Annotated in this window: 21 protein-coding genes, 1 tRNA gene and 1 pseudogene; 9 read left to right on the top strand and 14 right to left on the bottom strand. The window is 39.9% G+C overall.

Annotated features, from left to right (window positions below):
* Positions 1–417 precede the first annotated feature (417 nt).
* The 4 genes from CALSC_RS12060 to CALSC_RS12045 form a co-directional block, all read right to left on the bottom strand.
* Positions 418–1116: a class I SAM-dependent methyltransferase gene (locus CALSC_RS12060; RefSeq protein ID WP_088241590.1), complete on the bottom strand. Its 699-nt coding sequence runs from the start codon at positions 1114–1116 to the stop codon at positions 418–420.
* 228 nt (positions 1117–1344) lie between these two features.
* A complete protein-coding gene (locus CALSC_RS12055) occupies positions 1345–2256 on the bottom strand; it encodes a S66 peptidase family protein (protein WP_088241593.1) in 912 nt (303 codons plus the stop codon).
* 195 nt (positions 2257–2451) lie between these two features.
* The gene (locus CALSC_RS12050) at positions 2452–3555 is read right to left on the bottom strand and encodes a glycosyltransferase family 4 protein (protein ID WP_200817619.1); all 1104 of its coding nucleotides are present in this window, start codon (positions 3553–3555) and stop codon (positions 2452–2454) included.
* A gap of 14 nt (positions 3556–3569) precedes the next feature.
* Positions 3570–3752, bottom strand: coding sequence for a hypothetical protein (locus tag CALSC_RS12045; protein ID WP_088241588.1), 183 nt, complete (start codon positions 3750–3752; stop codon positions 3570–3572).
* Between the two features lie 352 nt (positions 3753–4104).
* Here CALSC_RS12045 and CALSC_RS12040 point away from each other — a divergent pair, with 352 nt between their 5' ends.
* From CALSC_RS12040 to CALSC_RS12030, 3 genes are all read left to right on the top strand, one after another.
* Positions 4105–4767, top strand: coding sequence for a Uma2 family endonuclease (locus tag CALSC_RS12040; protein ID WP_088241587.1), 663 nt, complete (start codon positions 4105–4107; stop codon positions 4765–4767).
* A gap of 144 nt (positions 4768–4911) precedes the next feature.
* Positions 4912–5118, top strand: coding sequence for a hypothetical protein (locus tag CALSC_RS12035; RefSeq protein ID WP_088241592.1), 207 nt, complete (start codon positions 4912–4914; stop codon positions 5116–5118).
* A gap of 247 nt (positions 5119–5365) precedes the next feature.
* Positions 5366–5875 carry a hypothetical protein gene (locus tag CALSC_RS12030; RefSeq protein WP_088241586.1) on the top strand — a complete coding sequence of 170 codons (510 nt, stop codon included), beginning with the start codon at positions 5366–5368 and terminating at the stop codon, positions 5873–5875.
* A gap of 227 nt (positions 5876–6102) precedes the next feature.
* Here the strand turns inward: CALSC_RS12030 and CALSC_RS12025 are convergent.
* Positions 6103–6175, bottom strand: a tRNA-Arg gene (locus CALSC_RS12025).
* 54 nt (positions 6176–6229) lie between these two features.
* Positions 6230–7450, bottom strand: a complete 1221-nt coding sequence (locus CALSC_RS12020; protein ID WP_088241585.1) for a murein hydrolase activator EnvC family protein — start codon at positions 7448–7450, stop codon at positions 6230–6232.
* A gap of 288 nt (positions 7451–7738) precedes the next feature.
* Here CALSC_RS12020 and CALSC_RS12015 point away from each other — a divergent pair, with 288 nt between their 5' ends.
* Positions 7739–8101, top strand: coding sequence for a hypothetical protein (locus CALSC_RS12015; protein ID WP_088241584.1), 363 nt, complete (start codon positions 7739–7741; stop codon positions 8099–8101).
* Positions 8102–8245: 144 nt separating this feature from the next.
* Here CALSC_RS12015 and trmFO read toward each other — a convergent pair whose 3' ends face one another.
* Complete coding sequence (gene trmFO / locus CALSC_RS12010) at positions 8246–9559, bottom strand: FADH(2)-oxidizing methylenetetrahydrofolate--tRNA-(uracil(54)-C(5))-methyltransferase TrmFO (RefSeq protein WP_088241583.1); 1314 nt, start codon at positions 9557–9559, stop codon at positions 8246–8248.
* Positions 9560–9792: 233 nt separating this feature from the next.
* Between trmFO and aroC the strand changes: the two genes are divergently transcribed.
* Positions 9793–10881, top strand: coding sequence for a chorismate synthase (aroC, locus tag CALSC_RS12005; protein ID WP_088241582.1), 1089 nt, complete (start codon positions 9793–9795; stop codon positions 10879–10881).
* A gap of 122 nt (positions 10882–11003) precedes the next feature.
* Positions 11004–11255, top strand: coding sequence for a SemiSWEET transporter (locus tag CALSC_RS12000; RefSeq protein WP_088241581.1), 252 nt, complete (start codon positions 11004–11006; stop codon positions 11253–11255).
* A 5-nt stretch (positions 11256–11260) separates the two neighbouring features.
* Here the strand turns inward: CALSC_RS12000 and CALSC_RS11995 are convergent, their stop codons facing one another.
* Positions 11261–11671: a response regulator gene (locus tag CALSC_RS11995; protein ID WP_088241580.1), complete on the bottom strand. Its 411-nt coding sequence runs from the start codon at positions 11669–11671 to the stop codon at positions 11261–11263.
* A gap of 477 nt (positions 11672–12148) precedes the next feature.
* Here CALSC_RS11995 and CALSC_RS11990 point away from each other — a divergent pair, with 477 nt between their 5' ends.
* Positions 12149–13144: a glycosyltransferase gene (locus tag CALSC_RS11990; protein ID WP_088241579.1), complete on the top strand. Its 996-nt coding sequence runs from the start codon at positions 12149–12151 to the stop codon at positions 13142–13144.
* Positions 13145–13230: 86 nt separating this feature from the next.
* Here CALSC_RS11990 and CALSC_RS11985 read toward each other — a convergent pair whose 3' ends face one another.
* Both CALSC_RS11985 and CALSC_RS11980 read right to left on the bottom strand, forming a co-directional pair.
* A complete protein-coding gene (locus CALSC_RS11985) occupies positions 13231–13668 on the bottom strand; it encodes a hypothetical protein (RefSeq protein WP_088241578.1) in 438 nt (145 codons plus the stop codon).
* A 219-nt stretch (positions 13669–13887) separates the two neighbouring features.
* A complete protein-coding gene (locus tag CALSC_RS11980; protein WP_088241577.1) occupies positions 13888–14532 on the bottom strand; it encodes a serine/threonine-protein kinase in 645 nt (214 codons plus the stop codon).
* A 459-nt stretch (positions 14533–14991) separates the two neighbouring features.
* Between CALSC_RS11980 and CALSC_RS11975 the strand changes: the two genes are divergently transcribed.
* Together CALSC_RS11975 and cobJ are read left to right on the top strand one after the other, a co-directional pair.
* Positions 14992–15207, top strand: coding sequence for a hypothetical protein (locus CALSC_RS11975; protein WP_088241576.1), 216 nt, complete (start codon positions 14992–14994; stop codon positions 15205–15207).
* A gap of 526 nt (positions 15208–15733) precedes the next feature.
* A complete protein-coding gene (cobJ, locus tag CALSC_RS11970) occupies positions 15734–17620 on the top strand; it encodes a precorrin-3B C(17)-methyltransferase (protein WP_088241575.1) in 1887 nt (628 codons plus the stop codon).
* A gap of 107 nt (positions 17621–17727) precedes the next feature.
* On the opposite strand, the gene CALSC_RS11965 is transcribed toward cobJ, so the two are convergent.
* From CALSC_RS11965 to CALSC_RS11950, 4 genes and pseudogenes are all read right to left on the bottom strand, one after another.
* Positions 17728–18093, bottom strand: coding sequence for a phage holin family protein (locus CALSC_RS11965; RefSeq protein WP_088241574.1), 366 nt, complete (start codon positions 18091–18093; stop codon positions 17728–17730).
* Between the two features lie 605 nt (positions 18094–18698).
* A complete protein-coding gene (locus tag CALSC_RS11960; RefSeq protein WP_088241591.1) occupies positions 18699–19679 on the bottom strand; it encodes a peptidoglycan-binding protein in 981 nt (326 codons plus the stop codon).
* A 58-nt stretch (positions 19680–19737) separates the two neighbouring features.
* Positions 19738–21033 (bottom strand): M16 family metallopeptidase, encoded by a 1296-nt coding sequence (locus tag CALSC_RS11955; protein ID WP_088241573.1) that lies wholly within the window; start codon positions 21031–21033, stop codon positions 19738–19740.
* Between the two features lie 80 nt (positions 21034–21113).
* Positions 21114–21439, bottom strand: a pseudogene (locus CALSC_RS11950) (insulinase family protein); the annotation flags it as partial.

The raw sequence follows: 21439 nt of genomic DNA, 5'->3' as shown, positions 1-21439 counted from the left end.
TAGTTGATAGTTGACAGTTGGTAGTTAAATCTCCTTCACTCCTTCCCCATCCCCCACAACCCATCCCCTATCTCCTAAACCGTTGGCGTAGCCGCCCAGCAAAGGGTTAAGGCGTGTTTTCAATTTTGGATTTTGGATTTTGGACTTCGTCATGAGCTCAGACATTCAGAGTTCGGCAAGCTCACCCGAGCCGTGAAGCTCAGTCGAGCCGTCGAACGATTTTAGATTGACCCTATGTCAGAAGCCGAATGCTGGTGATATTTTGGGTCTAAACAACCCTATCCGAATTTACGCCGTACAGTACTAGCAAATTCCTGATATGTTTGACTTTGGGCAGCTTTGATATTAATTAGTAAAAAACCCGTGCCGATTTATCCGTGGAAAAAGCACAAATGATGTAATCAATTATCCAATTGATTACAGGAGAAAAGAGGGGATAAATCGTCTAATAAAAGAAATTATCTTCACTTTTAGTGACGATAAATTGAATCCAGAGGACGGGGATAGTACAATATCGTCGAGAGACCACAGAGCCAAAGATTTATCTGGATTACTACCAGTATCATCTGAAGGATCGCTAAAAACTAATTTTGGGGGACCAAAATTAAAAGGAGGTTTTTCAAAATTTAAAGGTCTCCAGGAACCACTAGGTACGTTTTTATTGACAGAAACGTGAGGATAAATAGTGGTCAGGAGATAAGTAGATTTACTACGCTTAAATATTTCTAAAGCACGGAAGATATCACTAAAAGAAAGATGTACTAGTCCATCTCGGCAATGAATTAAATCTACAGTTGGTAAGTTAGTTCTGGTTAAATCTGCTGTTTTGAAAGTGATTCCCGGTTTTCCGTATTTAGTTTGAGCATGTTCAATTACTTGAGGAACAATGTCTAATCCTAGGTAATCAATGCCATCCAAGGGAACCTGACTCATCCAGTTAAAATCCCCACAGGGAGCATCTACCATAGATTTGATGTTCAGCTCTTGAAGCAAAGTTGACAGAGACTCTCGTACTTTTGCAGTTAGTGCGACTTCAGATCCACGACCGGATAAAGATTCTGAACTCTGCCAGAGATTAACCTGATAAATATAAGAAAATACGTTGCTCAAAGACATAGGATTTTGTTGTTAACTGGCAGATACTCAATAGTTTCAACTATCCCAGACTTTTAAAAGCTGGGATTAAATTAGTATAAAAGAGTTTTTGAACATCCATAATTAATTTTCACCAGATTCCTAATACTTAAACCCGTCTATGTTGAAACCTGGAGGTTCTGATTATTTGGATGTGTGATTGCGACGTAGGGAAGCAATCCCAAATTCATAGCTTTAAAACTACGGTTCTCAAGATCGATGAGGTTTAATATCCAATATTCCCATATCTCCATCTAAGGTTACTTCCACACCCACTGGTAAAGCAGCATTGCCAGCTTCATGACCAAATGGTAAATTTGACACTATAGGAATACCCAAATCACCCAAGCGATCGCGTAACACTTCTTCTACACTAAAACTGGGAATATTGGCTGGTGGTTCGCACTGACTAAAGTTACCTAAAGCTATACCCTTAACTTGGGAGAAAAAACCGCTCATCCGCCACTGGGTAAGCATTCTATCGATGCGGTAGGGAGCCTCCATTACATCTTCAAAGGCAAGAATCACCCCTTCTAAATCTGGTTGGTGAGATGTACCCAAAAGGTGAGTTGCAACTGTCAAATTGGCAGGGAGTAACATCCCAGTTGCTACACCTCCCCCCCAACCAGAACCTGACAAGAGTGAGAGAGAACCACCTTCGACACAATCAAATAGTCTTTGTCTCGACCATTCTGGCTCATTCGCAATGGTAGTCAATATGGGGCCATGAATACTGACAATACCAACATGAAATAGACTCCACAACAGGGCAGTGATATCAGAAAAGCCAATTAGCCATTTAGGGTGAGAGATCTGTTTTCCCCAATCCCATGCTTCTAATATCCGCGTACTACCAAACCCACCCCTAGCACAGAGAATACCCCGACATTCTGGATCTTGCCATGTGGTTGTTAGATGTTGACGACGGGCTTCGTCTTTACCTGCTAAGTATCCCCACTTGTCATCTATCTCTGGAATGATTTCTACTCGATAACCACGCGATCGCCAAATTTCTACACCTTGTTCAAAGGCTGTCAGTTCTCGTAAACAGCCACTAGGAGCAATTACTCGCAGTAAGTCCCCTGGCTTGAGGGGTGGGGGAATAATTTTGTTACTTCTCATACCCATTTTAGATTTTAGATTGTGAAATAGATACTGGGTAAGCTTTTAAGCAATCCATGTGTAGCGATCATTTTTACCAACAAATAATTCAGTTATCGAAATATTAGGGTCTAAAACCTTGCTTTTTGAGGTGGAATGTTTTTGGGACGAGGTTTGAATCCCAGTCACAAAAACAAATTTATTACTTATTACTTATTACTTATTACTTAATTCAACACTCCTCACTGCTGATGCTAAAATTTTACCGAACCATTTTTCGCAGCGATCGCCCAGTGCTTCGAGGGAAAATTCCGTTTCTGCTTGTTGGCGACATCGATGGCGACTAATCTCATCTAAGCGAGATACAGCCTCTACTAAGCCAGGAATACTATCAGGTGTGACCAAAAACCCTGTTTCTCCATCCTGTATAATTTCTGCTGGGCCTCCACGTTCATAGGAAATCACTGGAACACCGCAAGCTAAGGCTTCTATGGCAACATTACCAAAAGCCTCTACCCAACGGTGAGTCATCAATAATGCTTGACATTCTCTGACAATTTTCTGCATTTGGGTAGTTGGCAAAAATCCGAGATACTCTATTGGTGCTTGGGGGTAGTCTTGACAAATTTGCTGCCAATAAGATTCATCCTGGAGTTTGCCCATAATTTTTAAGGGGATGTTAGTTTTATACGATAATGCCACAGCATCTTCTAAACCCTTTTCTGGGGAAATGCGACCAATCCAAACCAATTGCTGCTTTGGTTGGGGACAAAAATCATACAAAGAAACATCAATACCATTACTTAAAATATGTAGGGGTGAGTTCAGTCCGGGAAAAGTAGCTGCTTGATGGTAACTATGAAAGCCAAGGGTATGGGGAAATTTTTTGTCCACCTTAGCAATAATCCCATCCATAGCATGAGAAAGAGAACCCATACTGACCAAATGAGCGATCGGGCTTTGGCAAAATGGTGTTAAGTAAAATGGCAGCCAATCATAGGCAAAATTGACAATTAAATCATATTCTGATTCAACCTCATGTACATATTCCCACATATTTGCTAACAGGGAATTTTCTGGCATCGTAATGGCATCTGTACGTTCCTGGCTTTGGGCAATAATTTGTAAGTTACCGGGAATTTGGACTATGGGAATATGTTCCCAGGTCGAACCTGCTGGTGCAACTACTTGTAATTGATGATGCCGTTGCAGCATTTGTTGGGCAATGTTATGCAGAGTCAGTTCTACACCACCACCTAGTCCTGTACCTAATGCTCCCACGGGGGTCGATACGAACAGTAATTTCCAAGATTTGATCACGGATTAATATGGATTTAAGGATTACACAGATTGGGGTTAGGAAGATGAGGAATTAGGAAAGTGGTGAGAATTTCTATTTCGATGTTGCTGTTGCTTCTATCTTGCCAGTTACCCAGGTAATTGTATTGTAATTGCTGTTGGAATAGTTGCAAAAAAAGGTTTTGGGTTGAATGTTCCCGTTGTCCTACCTGGTTCATGGCAATCCCTGATAGTAAGAATTCTTGATTTAACTAGCTTTAAATTTTACCAGAAGTGTAACGAGAGGGTGAAAGCTCCTGAACCCGTAGCATCTTTTTAGAATCCCCTCGCCTTCAGACAGGGGAACAGTCAAACTTGGTTTTAACCAACTTTAGGGGTAAAAGTCCCCTGCTTCTAAAAGCAGCGCGTTTTGCGTCGGGGTAAAATCTCCGTTGCAAAACGTAATTCTAAATTCTAAATTCTAAATTCTTTTAAGTTGTGTCATCTCTATCTGGGCACTGAGTATAGGCGGATGGAGTGATATTATTGCCATAATATAGGTGCGGCCAACAAATACAAGGACAAGTAATAATGGTTAGCAGCCTGAAAGAGCTTATTTATGAGCCAGAATTGGGTAATAATGACGATCCAGAAGAAATATTTATTAGCAGTGGTGTAAGTTGGGAAAATTACGAAGCATTATTAGTTAAGCTTGCAGAAAATTCACATTACCGGGTTACTTTTTTAGATGGAATATTAGAAATTGTCTCACCGTCGATTAGACATGAAAAAATCAAAACGAATTTGGGGATGTTGTTAGAGCGTTTCTTTTACAACAAACGTATTCGTTTTGTACCGATGGGGAGTTCTACTTTTAAAAATAAAGCTAAAAAAGCAGGTGCGGAACCAGATGAATGTTATTGCATAGGAGAAGAGAAAGGTGTACCGGATTTAGTTATAGAAGTAGTGATCACAAGTGGTAATATTAGCAAGTTGGAAATTTACCGCAGATTGGGAGTTACAGAAGTTTGGTTTTGGGAAAGAAATGAGATTAAGTTATATCGTCTGCGAGATAATTCCCAAAATGAGCAAGCGATTGTTTACCCAGATACCTATGGTTATGAGCAAGTTAATAGAAGTGAAATTTTGCCAGAATTGGATATTTCTTTGTTAGAACAATGTGTTTCAATTACAGATTCCATTGAAGCTATTGACGCATTTGAACAGGGATTAAACGGATTATCCAAAGGTTAGGATTTTCCTACCAAAGTTTAATTTAACTCCTTCTGGATTGGGTAAAGTTGCGAGACTTGGTGGTGCGATCGCTATAATAAAACCAGTGTCACTGAGGAATTGAACCTCCCTATAATGCACAAATTCCAACTGAAAGGTGATGCTATGCAAACCAAACTTCAAGAGCAACTTTCCTCTGCTGATGCTGAAGTGATTTTAGGTCGATTGCCTGAGCGAATTCGTGCAGCTTTAGTCAACCGTGCTGCTGAAATAGATTATCCCATTGAATCAGTAGTTGAAATGGCAATTGCCAGCTTCCTTGATAGTGAAGCATTGGGGTTTGCAGATTGTAAACCAGGACGTGGACAGTAAAAATGCAGTAATTACTAGAACGAATACTCCTAAAGTAAAAGCTAAAAGGCTTTGAATGGTTACACCATCGGTTAATTGGGTTTTGTCGAAAATTCCGTTTAATATCCTAATTAGGAATGTTATACGGAAAATTTCTTTATAAACCTAAAGATTATACGGAATCCTTCCGTATAATTAAGATAGTTAGGCAGATAGCTGTTTCAAACAAGAAGCAATTTTCCATAGCAGTTGAACAAAGACTTAGTTTATGAACAACTTTATAGAAGCTCTCAATAATTATGCTGCACTCATCAATGTTGCTCTGTTTGCTACTATATTAGGGTTTCTATTCCGTCTGAGTAATCTTTCTCGTACCTACCTGCGAGACAAATACGGGGCAGAACTTGCTGCTCGAGATGCAAATATAGCTGCACTCCAAGCTGAGAGAAATAGCCTGAGTATTAGGCTGGATAGTAGAACAGAACAACTTCAAGGGAAGTTGGATGTACTTGAATATCAGCTTGCATATTTTCAGCGAATTGCCGATCTTCCCGATGACAAACGAGTTGAAGCAATTAAATACGAGTATGAGTCTAAAATTAAGAAGCTTGAGATACGAGAAGCTGAGCTGGAAGAAGAAAGCACAGAGAAAGAAAAGTTACGCCAAGAGCTAGATCGGCTACGCTCTGACGCGAAACAGTTTATTAAAATTGACAAGCTATATCTTGATACAGCTCTTAAAATTATACCGAAAATTGTTAACATTGTTGGTTTTTAAGAACTGCGGCATAAGAGCCTTGGATTCAAGATCCCATTTTTAGACCAGGGTGAGATGTTTAAGTTTTTGTCTGGATTGGGAATGTAATCTGCTTGTGGTGGTAGATATTATTCGTTTTACGATCGCAAAGCGATCAAAGCGACTCCCACGGAGTATCCCCGCATTTCTCACGAACATTGCCCTCACTATGGCATGATATGACAAACAATTAGTTAATATACAAACAACGAGCGTGGAGGGATTCGAACCCCCGACCTACAGAACCGGAATCTGTTGCTCTATCCACTGAGCCACACGCCCTCGAATGCATGTAGTATAGCACCCTTATGATTAAATTTGTAGTTGCTTGAGGAATTATAGGTAATTTGCTGGGTTGACGGGAGTACCATTTTTACGAACTTCAAAGTGGAGATGGGGACCTGTGGATAAACCAGTGGAGCCGACAGCTGCGATCGCTTGTCCTCGCTTGACTGTTTGTCCTTCACTCACGTGCAAATTACTACTATGTCCGTAGAGGGTACTAATCCCTTTCCCGTGGTTAATAATCACAGTTTTGCCATAACCACCATACCAACCAGAGAAAATCACTGTTCCTGAGTCTGCTGCTCTGATGGGGCTACCTTGGCTAGCGGCAAAGTCTAGTCCAGAGTGAAAGCGGCGACGACGGAGGATGGGATGGATACGCCAACCAAAGGGACTGCTGATTCTTCCTAAACTTGGGTATATAAAAATACCTATTCCACGAGTAAAAATACTGGTGCGGCTCCTGGCTTTAGCTGCGGCTTCCCTGGCTTTAGCTTCGGAAATTTTGCGCTGAATTAAGGTGGTAATTGCCTGTGATTCCCTCTCTAACTGATTTTGAGCTGCTGTTAAGGCTGTGCGATCGCTATTGAGGCGTTGAATTAAATTTGCTTGTAAATTAGCCTGTTCTTGATAGTTGGCTTTTTGTGCCAATAATTGCTGTCTAATCAAGTAAATTTCGTTCTTTTTCCCTTCTACCTGGGTTTTCTGGTTTTCGATTTGTTCAGCCTGTTCCGTCAGGGTTGCCAAATTTTTTTGGTCTGCCTGATAAACTAATTTCAGCTGGTGACGACGACTGAGAAAATCATTAAAATTATGGCTCTGCAATAAAACTGCCCATCCTTGACCAATGGGAGAACGTTGTAGATAGCGTAATCGAGCAATGGTAGCTTGTTGATGTTTCCGGAAAGCAACTTCTGCGGTGGCTAAATCTGCTTGTAAACTTTGGAGCAAATTTGTTGCCTGTTGCAGTCTAAATTCACTATCTTTAATGTTGCTGTTAGTAACTTTGAGGTTAGTCTCTAATCCTGTCAGTCTTTTTTCTGCTTCTTTTTGTAAATTAGTTAAGCGATCGCTTTCTTGTTTGACATTCTGACGTTGTTTATTAATTTGTTGTCGCTGCTGTTTGAGGCTATCGATGGAGTTAGTAGCTACCCGAGAAACTGCATTAACTGACAATAGAGGATGAAATATCAATAATAAGCAGATAATGCCACTCCATAGCAGCATTATCCGAGATGAGATTTTTTGCTTAGACAACCATGCAGATTTCATCCTGCTGACATCATCCTTTAACCTGCATACTGTTATTCGGCAGATGCTAACACAACTATTGCCAAAATGTCAGCATTGAATGACTATGTGAGGAAATAGAGGATAAAAATGTAATTTTTGCCTACGCCTGTGAACACAAATGCTAAAGCCAACATTAAGCTAATTATTCTGCAAATATGGAAAAATAAGAACTAATACTCGGAAATGATTTGTCAAATACCCAACTGAAAAAGCAAGGTAATCCCTGTAATCGTTGAGAAGTAGGCATTCTCAATTAGACTCACCACAGTGAAAAAAGAAGAACAAAAGTCCCTGCTCATGTATTCCTTGGTTATTCCTGGGTTAATTATAATTGGTTCATCCATTTTCTTGTTTAACCGTGATTATTCTGCTTTAGTCAGGGCAGAAAATGACCTATCAAATAGAGTTAATAGAATTACCAGGCGTTCTGATAGGCGTTCTGATAGGCGTTTAGAGTTAGCCTATCATCGGACAAAAGTACAACGTGTTAGTGTAGTTACTGATCAAATTTGGGGTTTAGTTGGCGGTATAATTACTGCTATTGGTGTCCACGGCATAGTCACAAGTATGGATACTTCCAGCAAGAGTCAGAGCTCCAGCCAGGGGGAAAGCCGGGGGGACAGAAGATAGACCATTATTCTGACTGAAGAATAAAAGGATACAAGCCCCTGAGTTTGGGCAGGGGAGCAGGGAGCAGGGAGCAGGGGGGAAAACTCATTTCTGCTGCTTCTTCTGGTCAATCCAAAATCTAAAATCCAAAATTGTTTCACCTATCTACCAACTTGTTTTCCAAGTTTCCAAATCAGTCAAAGAGCGATCGCGGTAAACTCCATAACGTTCCCGCTTATTTTTTATCTTCTTACCTAGCTCTGGTATAATTCCAAAATTAGGAGGCATGGGCTGGAAGTGTTTAGGAGAAGCGGAACTGATAAAATCAAATAATGCCCCCATCATGGTGGTTGGCGGTTGGCTTAAAGGTGTTTTCCCTAAAGCCAATCTTGCTGCATTAGCTCCAGCTAACCAACCACCCGCAGCCGCAGCAGTATAACCTTCTGTTCCAATTAATTGTCCTGCTGCTAATAAGTTGGGACGTTGTTTAAATTGTAAAGTTGGTAACATTAACTGGGGTGCATTAATAAAAGTATTGCGGTGCATCACTCCCAAACGCACAAATTCTGCTGATGCTAAACCCGGAATTAAGCGAAATATGCGTTTTTGCTCTCCCCAACGTAGGTTTGTTTGAAAACCTACCATGTTCCAAAGTTTACCCGCTTTGTCTTCCTGTCGCAGTTGTACCACTGCATAGGAACGTTCCCCTGTACGACTATCTGACAAGCCAACTGGTTTTAGGGGACCATAACGCATGGTATCTTCTCCCCTCCTAGCCTGTTCTTCAATGGGTAAACAAGCCTCAAAAAATTTGGCTGATTCCCTTTCAAAGTCTTTTAATTCTACCTGCTCGCCGTTACTCAACTCTTGCCAAAAGTGTAAATACTGCTCCTGATTCATGGGACAGTTAAGATAAGCTGCTTCACCTTTGTCATAGCGGGAAGCCATAAAAGCAATATCCCGGTTAATGGATTCTCCCACAATAATTGGGCTAGCAGCATCAAAAAAGCTCAGATATTCCATCCCTGTAAACCGGTGTAAATCTGATGCTAAGTCAGGACTGGTTAAAGGGCCAGTTGCTAATACTACAATACCTTCAGGGATTGCACTTATTTCTTGTCGCCGCAATTCAACTAAAGGATGTGCGGCTAAAGTCGTGGTTAAATCTTGGCTAAATTGTCCTCTATCCACAGCCAAAGCACCACCAGCTGGAACCATATGCTCGTCAGCCTTGCCAATAACAATCGAGCCTAAACGCCGCAACTCTTCATGCAATAATCCCGCCGCCCGATCGCTTGCCATTGCGCCAAAGGAATTACTACAAACCAATTCTGCCAAATGTTCTGTATGGTGTGCCCCACTGAAGCGTTGGGGGCGCATTTCATGTAAAATCACCGGGATGCCAGCCTGGGCAATTTGCCAAGCTGCTTCCGTTCCTGCTAATCCACCTCCAATGACTTGAATCGGTTGTTGTTCCATAATTTTTAGATACTCAGTATTTTGCTCCAAGTTTAATTTAGTTATTCAGTTAATAGATGTTGGTTTAGGGAACACCAAAAAATGAATTCACCAATTTTGTCATCAAAACGATTTTCCTTCCCCCTGCTCCCTGCTCCCTTACATACTTCCCTCCCAAATTTTAACAGTGTCTTTTAAGTGGTAATGATATTTCTGTAAAATATGCAAGACTCTACACATTTTTCCTCAAAGTCATGGGTAATTCTTTCGGACATCTTTTTCGAGTCACAACGTTTGGTGAATCTCACGGTGGCGGAGTAGGGGTTGCAATCGACGGTTGTCCTCCCAGGCTGGAGATTTCAGCCGAGGAAATTCAGGTAGAACTGGATCGCAGAAAACCGGGACAAAGTAAAATTACTACACCTAGGAAGGAAGCCGATCAATGTGAAATTATTTCGGGGATATTTGAGGGTAAAACTCTGGGTACTCCCATATCGATTGTGGTCAGGAATAAAAATATCCGCCCTCAAGATTATGATGAAATGGCGCAAAAATATCGCCCTTCCCATGCCGATGCCACCTATGATGCTAAATATGGTATTCGTAACTGGCAAGGTGGCGGTAGATCTTCCGCTAGGGAGACTATTGGTAGGGTAGCAGCTGGTGCGATCGCTAAAAAAATTCTCCGTCAAGTTGCTAATGTGGAAATCATTGGCTATGTAAAGCGGATCAAGGATTTAGAAGCTACTATTGACCACAATACTGTAACCCTAGAACAGGTAGAAAGCAATATTGTTCGCTGTCCCGATGCAGAATCTGCCGCCAGGATGATTGACTTAATCGAAACAATGCGTGATGAAGGTAATTCCATTGGTGGCGTGGTGGAATGTATAGCGCGGAATGTCCCTAAAGGATTAGGGATGCCAGTATTTGATAAGTTAGAGGCTGATATTGCTAAAGGTATCATGTCCCTTCCTGCTACTAAAGGATTTGAAATTGGTTCTGGGTTCCCAGGAACTTTGTTGAGTGGCTTTGAACACAACGATGAATTTTATATTGATGATCAAGGAGAAATTCGCACTGTAACCAACCGTTCTGGGGGCATTCAAGGAGGTATTTCTAATGGTGAGAATATTATTATCCGTGCAGCATTTAAGCCCACAGCAACTATTAGAAAGGAACAGAAAACTGTTGATAAGGAAGGGCAAGAAACTGTTTTAGCCGGTAAAGGTAGACACGATCCTTGCGTTTTACCCCGTGCTGTACCAATGGTAGAAGCAATGGTAGCAATTGTTTTGTGCGACCATTTATTACGATATTATGGGCAATGTAAGGTTTTGTGAGGGTATATTTAATAAATAATTATTCTGTAGGGGCATGGCATCAGCAAGATTATTTTATATGCCCAAATTATTACGGATGCTGTGCCCTTTGCTTCGATTAAATAATAGTCAAAATTATATTCATGGCTCTGACCTTTTTAGGATTAATAGCTGCAACTTTAACAACTGGTGCCTTTTTGCCCCAACTGCTGAAAACCTGGCAAACTAAATCAGCTAAAGATGTTTCTTTGGGAATGTTAATTACATTTATTATTGGTATTTTTTTATGGCTAATATATGGTCTAATACGCCAGGATATAGCAATTATTTTTGCCAATGCCATGACCTTATTTTTCAATCTAATAATTCTATGGCTGAAAATTAAATATAGGTAATAATTTCATGCCAATTCTTCTTCAATAGCTAGGGTTAATTCAGTCAGGTTGATTGGTTTGACAAAATAGCGACTAGCTCCCAGGTTCATAGCCTGTTCTCTATCGGACTCAAAAGCAAATGCAGATACAACTATTACGGGAATGATTTCTAAGCTAGGTTGTTGTTTAATTGATGCCAAAAGAGAATAACCATCAACATCTGGTAATTTCAGATCTAATAAAATTAACTGCGGCTGAAACTTCTCTATGGTATCGAAGAAATTACTCCCTGTTGACAAACATTGAATATGATATCCACAGTGACTGAGATAATCTCTCAGCAACATTCTATTGACATCATTGTCTTCCACCAGCAAAATTTTCTTAGCTGATGGACATGATAATGTTTGAGATGTGTGTAGTAAGTTTGCCGTCATTCTCCCTACTTTCCTAGTTGAAACTCCTCAGCCTCAAGCTATGAAGATTCTTGGTTCATAGTCCAACAATAATTTTGCAGGGTTGCTCCCATAAAGCTAGAACATGGAATTCCCCAACCTTATAAGATTCCCTATGCCTCACGGAACTTAATCAGTTCTGCAAGGTGTTAATAGCTGCATTAATATCTTATTTATTACATTTACGACATTTCATAAATGTATTCTTATCAGTAGTATTGCTTATACTTTAACAGACTATACTATCTGAAAATGTAAACTTTAGCAAAAATTTTTGTGAAATGTCAGCAAACTTTAGTTTTTTGTGATAATGAGTAACAGATTGACACTCCACGGTTAGGCTACGCTAAAACTTTTGTGTAGGAACATTAATACTTCTGATTCAATCACTCCCCAGAAATGATAATCTCCATTCCAGCTAATTAAATCTACAATTGGGTGATTTGAGGTAGTAATTTTATGCGAAAGCTGTATTTCTTAGTTCCTGGAACCGATGGTAAATTTGCTTGTGGTGGATTGTGGGCAGAATTAAAAGCCTTAGAACTTGCCAAACAAGTTTGTAGTGCGGATGTTGTAACTTATCGTCAACGGGAACCAGACAAGCTATTTTTAGATGATTTACTCCAGACAAAAAATCAAGATGAGCAAATTTTTGTTATTAGTTGGGGGTTTGATGTTCCTAAACTTTCTGCAAAATTGACTGGTTGTAATTTGGTTTACCATGCCCACACAGCAGGCTATGGTTTTAGTTTACCGGCAAGTATTCCTATTATTACGGTAAGTCGCAACAGTATGGGATATTGGGGACAAAAATCACCTAACTCCTTAATATATTATTTACCGAATCAAATCTCTGATGAGTTTCATAATTACCACCAAGAACGAGATATTGATGTCTTAGTTTTAGCCCGAAAATCATCTGAATATTTAATTAAGCAATTAGTGCCGGATTTACAACAACGGTGTAATGTCTTTGTGGTTAATTCTTATATAGATGATATGCCAGGGTTATTCAATCGAGCCAAAATTTATCTCTACGACTCTGCCGAATACTGGGCACAAAGGGGAGTCAGTGAGGGTTTTGGTTTACAACCCTTAGAGGCTCTTGCTTGTGGTTGTCACGTTTTTTCTAGTGTGAATGGTGGACTATCTGATTATTTAGATCCGGGATTTAATTGTTATAAAATTGCTGCTTATTCCCAAGAATTTGATATTCAACGTATTCTCAAAGTTCTAGCAAATTGGCAGCCTTTTTTACCAGAAACATTATTATCTGAATATCGTGCTCCTAATATTATTGCCAAGCTGCAATTTATTCTAGATGAAATAAATGTTTTTTTTGATAGTCAGAATAATCAGGTGCATTTAATTAATGAATTGACTCAAATGAGGTTAGCACAGCTTAAATTTAAGAGTATAGTTAGTAAAATTAATAAAAAATATTTCCTCAAGTAAGAAAATTCACAATTACCATTTTGCTCTATTTCTAATTATTCCAATTAATTTCCGTCGTGGGAGCCGGACAGCTCCCTCATAATCTTCTAGATTTTACCAATTCTGGCTGCCAATTTTTCCACCAATCCTAATTCCCGAATTTTAGACTTTACAGCTTCTCTGAAAGCTTTACTATCCCGCCAGTGAGATTGGAAATTGACGGACAAATCATCATATGCAGCATCCAGTGTTTGTCTAATTTCATTCCCATTTACCCAATCCACCTCTATCATCGCCTCTGCTACTCCCTGGAGATAAGCTACAGAGTTATCATTATCATTACTATCTGATGTTTGCTCCCATAGCTTTTCTGGTTCAACAATACCTAAAGCTGAAGCTATATGGTGTAGGTGTTCCGCAGTAAACTCATTTGGATATTCTTGTTTTAACAAATCAACTTGGGATTTGAAGTCATTTTCTAAATTCTGGGACGATCTCAGATATCCTTTAACTTGGAGCAGAGCTAAAGAAAATTTTCTGTTCATCTATTTTTATTGTGCAATTAAGCAAAACCGACTATATAGTAAAGGCAAGTAATAAGTAATAAGTAATAAGTAATAAGTGAGCCATTGCGGTGGAATAAATGTTGGATGATATGCACTTTAGACCAATTTGAAAAATGATTGTGACAAATGGAAAGAAAGAAAAGCTTATGTAGTAATTATTTCACAATCTAAAATCCAAAATCCAAAATGGTATTACTCTTACCGAGGCGCTAACCGGCGATAGGTTTTACGCACAAAATCTAAGATTGAGTAAGGTACTGGTATTCCGAGAGGGTAAAATATGGGCAGGTAGAGCCAGTAGTATGCTGTTTTTAAGTGATTCCATTTCAGACATTTATCTCTATGAAGAAAATCTGATACATCTACAACTAGTCCTCTACCTTGATACATCATTACATTTCGTCCGTGGATGTCATGGGGAACAAGACCGCGATCGCTGGCATAATCTAAAGCAGCATCAATATCCTGAATCACTTGTGGTGGAATACGTTGGCCAAAGTGCATACAGTCATAGAGGGTAGTTCCATACAGGCGTTTCAGCACTAGGAAGCTTTCTTGAGCATATAAGCACTCAGAAAAAGCTGGATGGGAACCCAAACGTTTGTATACTTCCCATTCTTCCTCAAAACCAGGTCTTCCAGGTGCATAAATTTTCACTACTTGTTCTGGATAATCAGGATGAAGTACCACCGCAGCATAGTTTCCTTTACCTATTAATTGCCAAGGTTCGGGAAGATAGTGAACTTCTACCGGATTGTGAGGATCTACGCTTTCGAGACGGAATTGAGGGAGTAATTGTTGATATATATTCTCAATCAGAGGATTCATGTGTACTTTATCCATAGAGATAAATATTTACTCAGGATTTGCTAAGGTGACACACTAACCAGGATAAATTATCACGACAAAATTTGGTTGCTTCATCTGCCAGAGGAAGTTTCTGTAATCATTTCAATTTCGGTCAATTTCGGAAATCTCCTGAATGCCCAAATCCGCAATTTCACATAAATAATTTTTTGTCAATAATCAAGTCCAAGAATACTTTTATCCATTCTTCATTGATGGAACTGGGATCTTAAATTGTTGTATACCTTATCCTCAAAGGATTTCCACTATTTGCATCTTTTCTTATTGGGAGTTGCAACCATATATAACATTTTGTGTACTTTTGTAAATTTATGTCAAACCTTGTAATTCTTAAGATTCTCTTAAGATTTTTGGTTTAATATTTATATTATGTTCTACAGCAAGATTTCAGCTGCTGAGGACTAAAAAGAGCGAACACACCGGAGATTTATCCTCATGAACTCTTCTACACTACGTCAATTATGGGCTTTGGTTGAAGAAACTCATAATACTACTCTCCTCAAATTTGGTGATGCTGAACTAGTGCAACAGCTACTCAAACAGCTGCAAAATAAGATTATTATGAGTCGCGAAGAGCTGAATACCATGAATACCTATTTGAATTCCAAGGTTTCATTAATTAGGGATTTAGCTCAGGCTGGTTCACTGTAGGAAAATTAAATATAATTCAAGATTAATTTTATGGTGGATACAGTGTATTGCTTGGTGCATCAAAAGGGATGATCCTGTCTTTTCTACCCTGTCTTCCTATGCTAATAGTCTACAATTTTTGCATGTTGGAACAGTTCACTATAAAGTCAAAAAAGTCAAATATATTTTTCTTATTCTTTAATAGAAATTACCTATGCAAATGAACCTGGTTTTTCCTCAAAACTGGGTTTATTTGCTTTATATAGCTATAGCCAGCCTTGATAGTTGATAGTTGATAGTCCTTTAGTCGAGCAATACTGTCCTAGCCAATATGTCCATTGCTATAGTTGGCAAATATTCTCTGGAAAGCAATTTGCGATTGTGGCATGATATCATGTCTGCTTAAAAACTTATGGTTAAGACTACAACAGGGCAGGATGCAGGGGGAGAAAGAGTTTTAAGATGTTTGCACCATGATCCGAATAATAAGTAATCTCCCGAACTTGATATGAGACAATAAAAGATAACATTTATAAAATAGACAAATTTGCTGTTAACCGAATTTTCCCCCCTAGCTGCGATCGCTACTACTCCCGCAGCAATTAAAATACTTCAAGGACTAGATATAAATGACGTAAGTATATGGGTTCCAGAGTTATTGTCGGGAATGCAAGGTACTAAAAAATACACTAATTCCCTGAAAAATCACATAGCTGATTTATGGCAAACCCACCGTGCTTTCGTATTCTGTTTGGCAACAGGAGCGGTAGTTAGGTTAATTGCTCCCTTGCTACAGGATAAATCTACTGATCCGACGGTGGTTGTGGTGGATGAGTCGGGAAAGTTTGTTATTAGTTTATGTAGTGGACATCAAGGGGGTGGGGATGAGCTAGCCAGGCTGATTGCTACCCAAATAGGGGGTGCTACTCCGGTGATTACAGGTAGTGCTAATAGCTTAAGCTTGCCAGGGGTGGATATATTAGGGATACCTTTTGGCTGGCGGCGAGGAGAAGGTAATTGGACGGGGGTAAGTGCAGCCATAGCTCGTGGTGAGAATATAGGGGTAATTCAAGTAGCAGGTTCTACCCTGTGGCGAAATCGTCTTCCAGAAAGACATCCCTTTGATTTTGCAGAGTCTAGCCATGATCAAGGACAAATATTTATTACTCCCTATGTTGCGACTTCATCCCCTACCATTCCTACAGTAAATTGGCATCCACGGGTGTTATGGGTGGGAATTGGTTGCGAGCGGGGAAGTTCTCGGGAGTTGATAGAAACGGCTATTAGGGAGGTATTTAAAGAATATGGATTAGCTGAAGATGCGATCGCAGGTATTGCTACTATTGATATTAAGGCAGATGAGGTGGGTTTGGTTGAGTTTTGTCAGTCAAGGAACTTGCCGTTCAAAACTTTTACTGCTGATGTCTTAAAAACTATAACTGTGCCTAACCCTTCTTCCGTGGTGGAAAGGGAGGTGGGGACACCAAGTGTGGCTGAGGCGGCGGCTTTGTGTGCGGGTTTGGAGATGTTAGACACCAGAGATGGGTTCCCCAAGGATAACTGCAAAGAGGAAGGACAGTTATTGGTTCCGAAGCAAATTTTTCGTTTCCCCATGCCCAATTCCCAGGGTGCGGTGACAGTGGCGGTGGCGCAAGGGGAAAAAGAATACATCGGTCGTCATGGGCAAATATTACTGGTGGGTATGGGGCCAGGAAAGTTGTCACAAATGACTCCTGCGGCTCAAATAGCGGTGACTGCTGCTGATGCTGTCATTGGTTACGGTCTTTATATTGATTTGATTGCTCCTCTCTTAAGACCTGGGCAAATTGTGGAAGCCTTACCAATTACTCAGGAAAGGCAACGGGCTCAACGGGGGATTGAGTTGGCTGAGTGGGGATTAAATGTAGCAGTTATTTCTTCAGGAGACTGTGGAATATACGGTATGGCAGGTTTAGTGTTAGAGGAGTTACAAAGTTGTGGTTGGGATGGGAAGGTTCCCAATATTGAAGTTTTTCCAGGGATTACGGCATTGCAAGCAGCAGCAGCGCGGGTAGGAACGCCCTTAATGCATGATTTTTGTGCCATTAGTTTAAGCGATTTGTTGACCCCTTGGGAAGTAATCAAAAAACGCCTGGAAGCAGCAGCAGTAGGTGATTTTGTTACAGCCTTATATAATCCGCGATCGCAAACTCGTACTCAGCAATTAGGTATTGCTAGGGATATTTTTCTCAAATATCGAAATTATAATACACCTGTAGCATTAGTGCGATCGGCATATAGAGAAGATGAACAGATTACCCTAACTACTTTAGAGCAATTATTACCTGAATCTGTTGATATGTTAACCACAGTCTTAATTGGGAATCAAAGCACTCGTAACTACGGAGATTGGATGATTACCCCACGGGGTTATTTAGGCTTTGGAAATCACTGAAAGTAGACTTTAGAGCCAGTAAGCTCAATCACAGACTTCAAAACACTTTTCTCTCACTCCTTCACTCCTTCCCCCCTTCACTCCTTCCCTCCTTCCCTCCTTCATTCCTAATCAACGGTTCTGAGAAAATAATTGATGGTACTGGAAACAATTGCTAGGACAATTGAACCAAACAAAGCCGCTAAAGGACCATCAATCCTAAAACCATAACTGGGAGTAAGTAAGCTAGCTAACCAGAGGCTAAATCCGTTAATCACAAAGGTAAATAAGCCAAAGGTCAATAAGGTAATAGGAAATGCCAAAACCTTTAAAATAGGGCGAATAATGGCGTTAACAATGCCAATTACCACAGCTGCAATTAATGCTGTACCTAGATTATCTACCCTAAAGCCAATGTTGATGATTTGCAGAACATTGGCAGTAATTAATAATGCTACCGCAGTACCAAACCAAGTTAATACAAACTGTCTCATATCAAATTTCTCTAAATTGTTAACTATAAAATCATCCTTTTCCCTATTGATTTCCCTAATGATGGGAATTGTCCAAATTTATCTCCAATTATGAGAGATGAGTGATTTCACTTAAAGCCGGGCTATTTTGAAGTAAAAGGATTGTCTGAATTAAAGGTAATTCGCGGGACATCATACCACACGGTTTTTACGAGAAAGTATGGAATTTTCTTCTTTCTTGGTAAATATTCATAATTAGGGTCTGCTGAATAACTGAAAAATATTGATTTATCAATACTTTGAGGCTATTTTATTGGGGAAGGGCGTGCAAGGAAATTAGGATTTTAAACCTAAAATCCTTGCATCTGTTATTTTTGCTGACAAAAAGAATAGAAATAAAGAGGCTGGAACTACTCCCCACTCCCCAATCCCCACTCCCCACTTCCTACTCCCTACTCCCCATTCCCTACTCCTTACCCTCACCAAAAGACTTTTATGCCTAACGGCACGCTCCGCGAACAGCAAGCCCTAATTAATTTCTGTTTCCAACTGAGAAACCCAGTTTCCGACAAGAAACTGGGTTAAAAAATATTAAAATTATTTTGTGAAAATTTATTTTTACCTTATCACTTGCGTAGTAAAGTACGCCAGGTAGCTCCACCCACTACACCATCATCTTCCAAGCCATAACGCTTTTGAAATGCTTTAACTGCTGTTAATGTTTGTTTACCAAAGTCACCATCCACATTCCCTTTGAGAAAGCCTCGTTTTTTGAGTCTAGTTTGTAAGGTTACGACTTCCGAACCTTGGGCTCCTTGGCGTAAAATCGGCATTCCTTGTGCTGTATATTGAAAATAAGGTTTACGGGAAGTACCGAAAAGTTTCTGAGTCTGCTGAGTTCTCCTTCTCTGAATTGCTCGACGACGGGAAGTTCGGCGATTACTGGGGGAACGACGACTCTGAGAAGTTTGGCTGACTCTGGTAGATGAAGTTTGTTTTTGGGTTGTTTGGGTTGGTTTCTTGCGAGTACTAGTAGTATTAGGTTTTGGTTTTGGTTGTGCTGGTCTAGGCTCGGGTTTGATACGATTAGCAGTAGTAGGTTTGGGTTGTGCTGGTCTAGGTTCAGGTAAATTACTTATTGTTTGGGAAGAAATGGAAACTTGAGAACTATTTCGTTGTGTTGATGTTTGTTGTGTTGATATTTGCTGTGTTGATGTTTGTTGTGTTGATACTTGTACCTGCTGTCCAGGAAAAAGTTTTTGCCAAGTATTATTATCAACGATACCATCAGGTTTTAAACCCGCAGCTTGTTTGAATTTCGATACCGCACTGGCTGTGGAGTTATTGTATTTTCCATCCACTTTACCTGTATAAAAACCTAACAGTTTCAGTGCTGCTTGTAGTTCGGATACTGATTCTCCCTGACTACCAACTTTCAGATTTGGTCTGTTAATGGTTCTACCAATAACTACTTGGGCGATAGTTTGGCTTTTAGCTGGAGACACCAAGAACATCATGGGTGTTATGGAGGATAGGATTAAACATATCTGCCATAGTATTGGTGATGGGATGTCACTCAACAGTTTAGCGGAAAAACTGCTTTTCATAAAATTTGCCCCTGGAAAATTCACAAACATAGTACCGTTGCAGTTATCTACCAGACAACTACTGAGGAATACCTCGGGAAAACTGCTCTAATGCACTATTCACAGATGGTTCTTGACCTAATAAAGATACATAAGGTTCCCGTAAATACTGACGAGCTGCTGCGATCGCCTGTTCTGCATTTACCTGTAAAATAATTTCTTGAAACTGGCTGTCGAATTCAACTCCTAATCCCATCAATTCATACCAGCCGTAAATCTGGGCAATTTGGGCGTTTGTTTGCTTACTCAAGGCATATTGACCCAATATCTTGTTTTTACATGCTTGCAGTGATGCTGGTGATAATTTGCTGGTGGATAGTAACTCTACCTCTTTGTATAATCCAGACAAGGCTTTGTAAGTATTTTCTGGGGCTGTGCCCATGTAAACGACGAAGGATGCGGGAAACACTCGGGTGGGATAAAAGGCTGATACTTCGTAAGCTAAACCTTGCTTTTCTCGTAATTCTACAAATAGGCGACTGGAAAGTCCATTCCCCAAATATGTAGATAGTAATTTCAAAGTTCCATAATCAGGTGAATGCATTGATGCAGTCAGATAACCCAACATGACAATTGACTGCTGGGTATTTTGAGGGGTAGTTATCTGTTGGGGAGCTACTGGAATTGCAGATAAGTTGAGTGTTGGTAATTCCATATCTGGTATTTGCCAATCACCAAATACTTGCTCGACTAAATCTGTTGCTTGACTGGGGTTAATTCTGCCAGCAATGCTAATAATGATATTATCTGGTCTAAAATATTGATGGTGAAAATGGGATAAATCTGCGCCAGTCAAGCCACTTACTGATGATTCTTCCCCCAATATAGACACACCATAGGGATGGTTGCCATACATAGCTTTTCTTAATTTATCAAAAGCAACACTAAATGGCTGCTCCTTTTGAGAATTAATATTTTGTAAGGTAATGCGCCGTTCTAATTCTACTTCTGATTCTGGAAAAGTTGGCGATCGCAAAATTCGTGCAGCTAAGGTCAAAATTTCGGGAAAATCAGTGGTTATTGTTTTCAAGGACAACAAGAAATAGTCAGATGTTACATCCGTACCTAAACTCGCTCCTAAAGACTCTACCTGCTCTGCAATTTCCAAACTTGATAATCCATCACATCCCTTGGTAAGCACCGTAGATAATAGATGAGCTAATCCCGCCTGTTCTCTATTTTCGTGACAACTACCAGCACGAATAAAAATTCTCCCTGCAACGATGTCACAAGCGGGATTTTCTGTCACCAGCAGCACAATACCATTACTTAATACAGTGCGATGAATTTGGGATTTTTGTTGGGAAATAGCCATTAAAATTAAGTAATAAGTAATAAGTAATAAGTAATAAGTCTACTACTCAGAGGTTTCAGCTTTCAACAAAAATTTTCAGACTAGGAAGCTTTGACTATGGTAACTGCATAGTTATTTGTACAAAGATACTCCTTAGCCAATTGTTGCAGTTCTTGGGTATGAAATGATTGAATCTGTTGAGGATATTTCACTGCTAATTCTGCTTGGGCAATGGTATCATAATAACCATAAAGACTGGCCAATTGATGGGGTGTTTCTGTGGAAAATGCATAATCATTGCACAACACTCTCTGACAGCGCCTCAATTCCTGTTCTCTGACTCCAAATTCCCTCACTTCATCCAAATGTGAGCAAATTAGTGATTCAACTAACTCTAAGTGTTGGGATTCTAACCACGCAGTAATTA

This window comes from Calothrix rhizosoleniae SC01 (genome assembly GCF_900185595.1).
GTDB lineage: Bacteria > Cyanobacteriota > Cyanobacteriia > Cyanobacteriales > Nostocaceae > Calothrix_A > Calothrix_A rhizosoleniae.
This window is presented reverse-complemented; position numbering and strand designations above follow the sequence as displayed.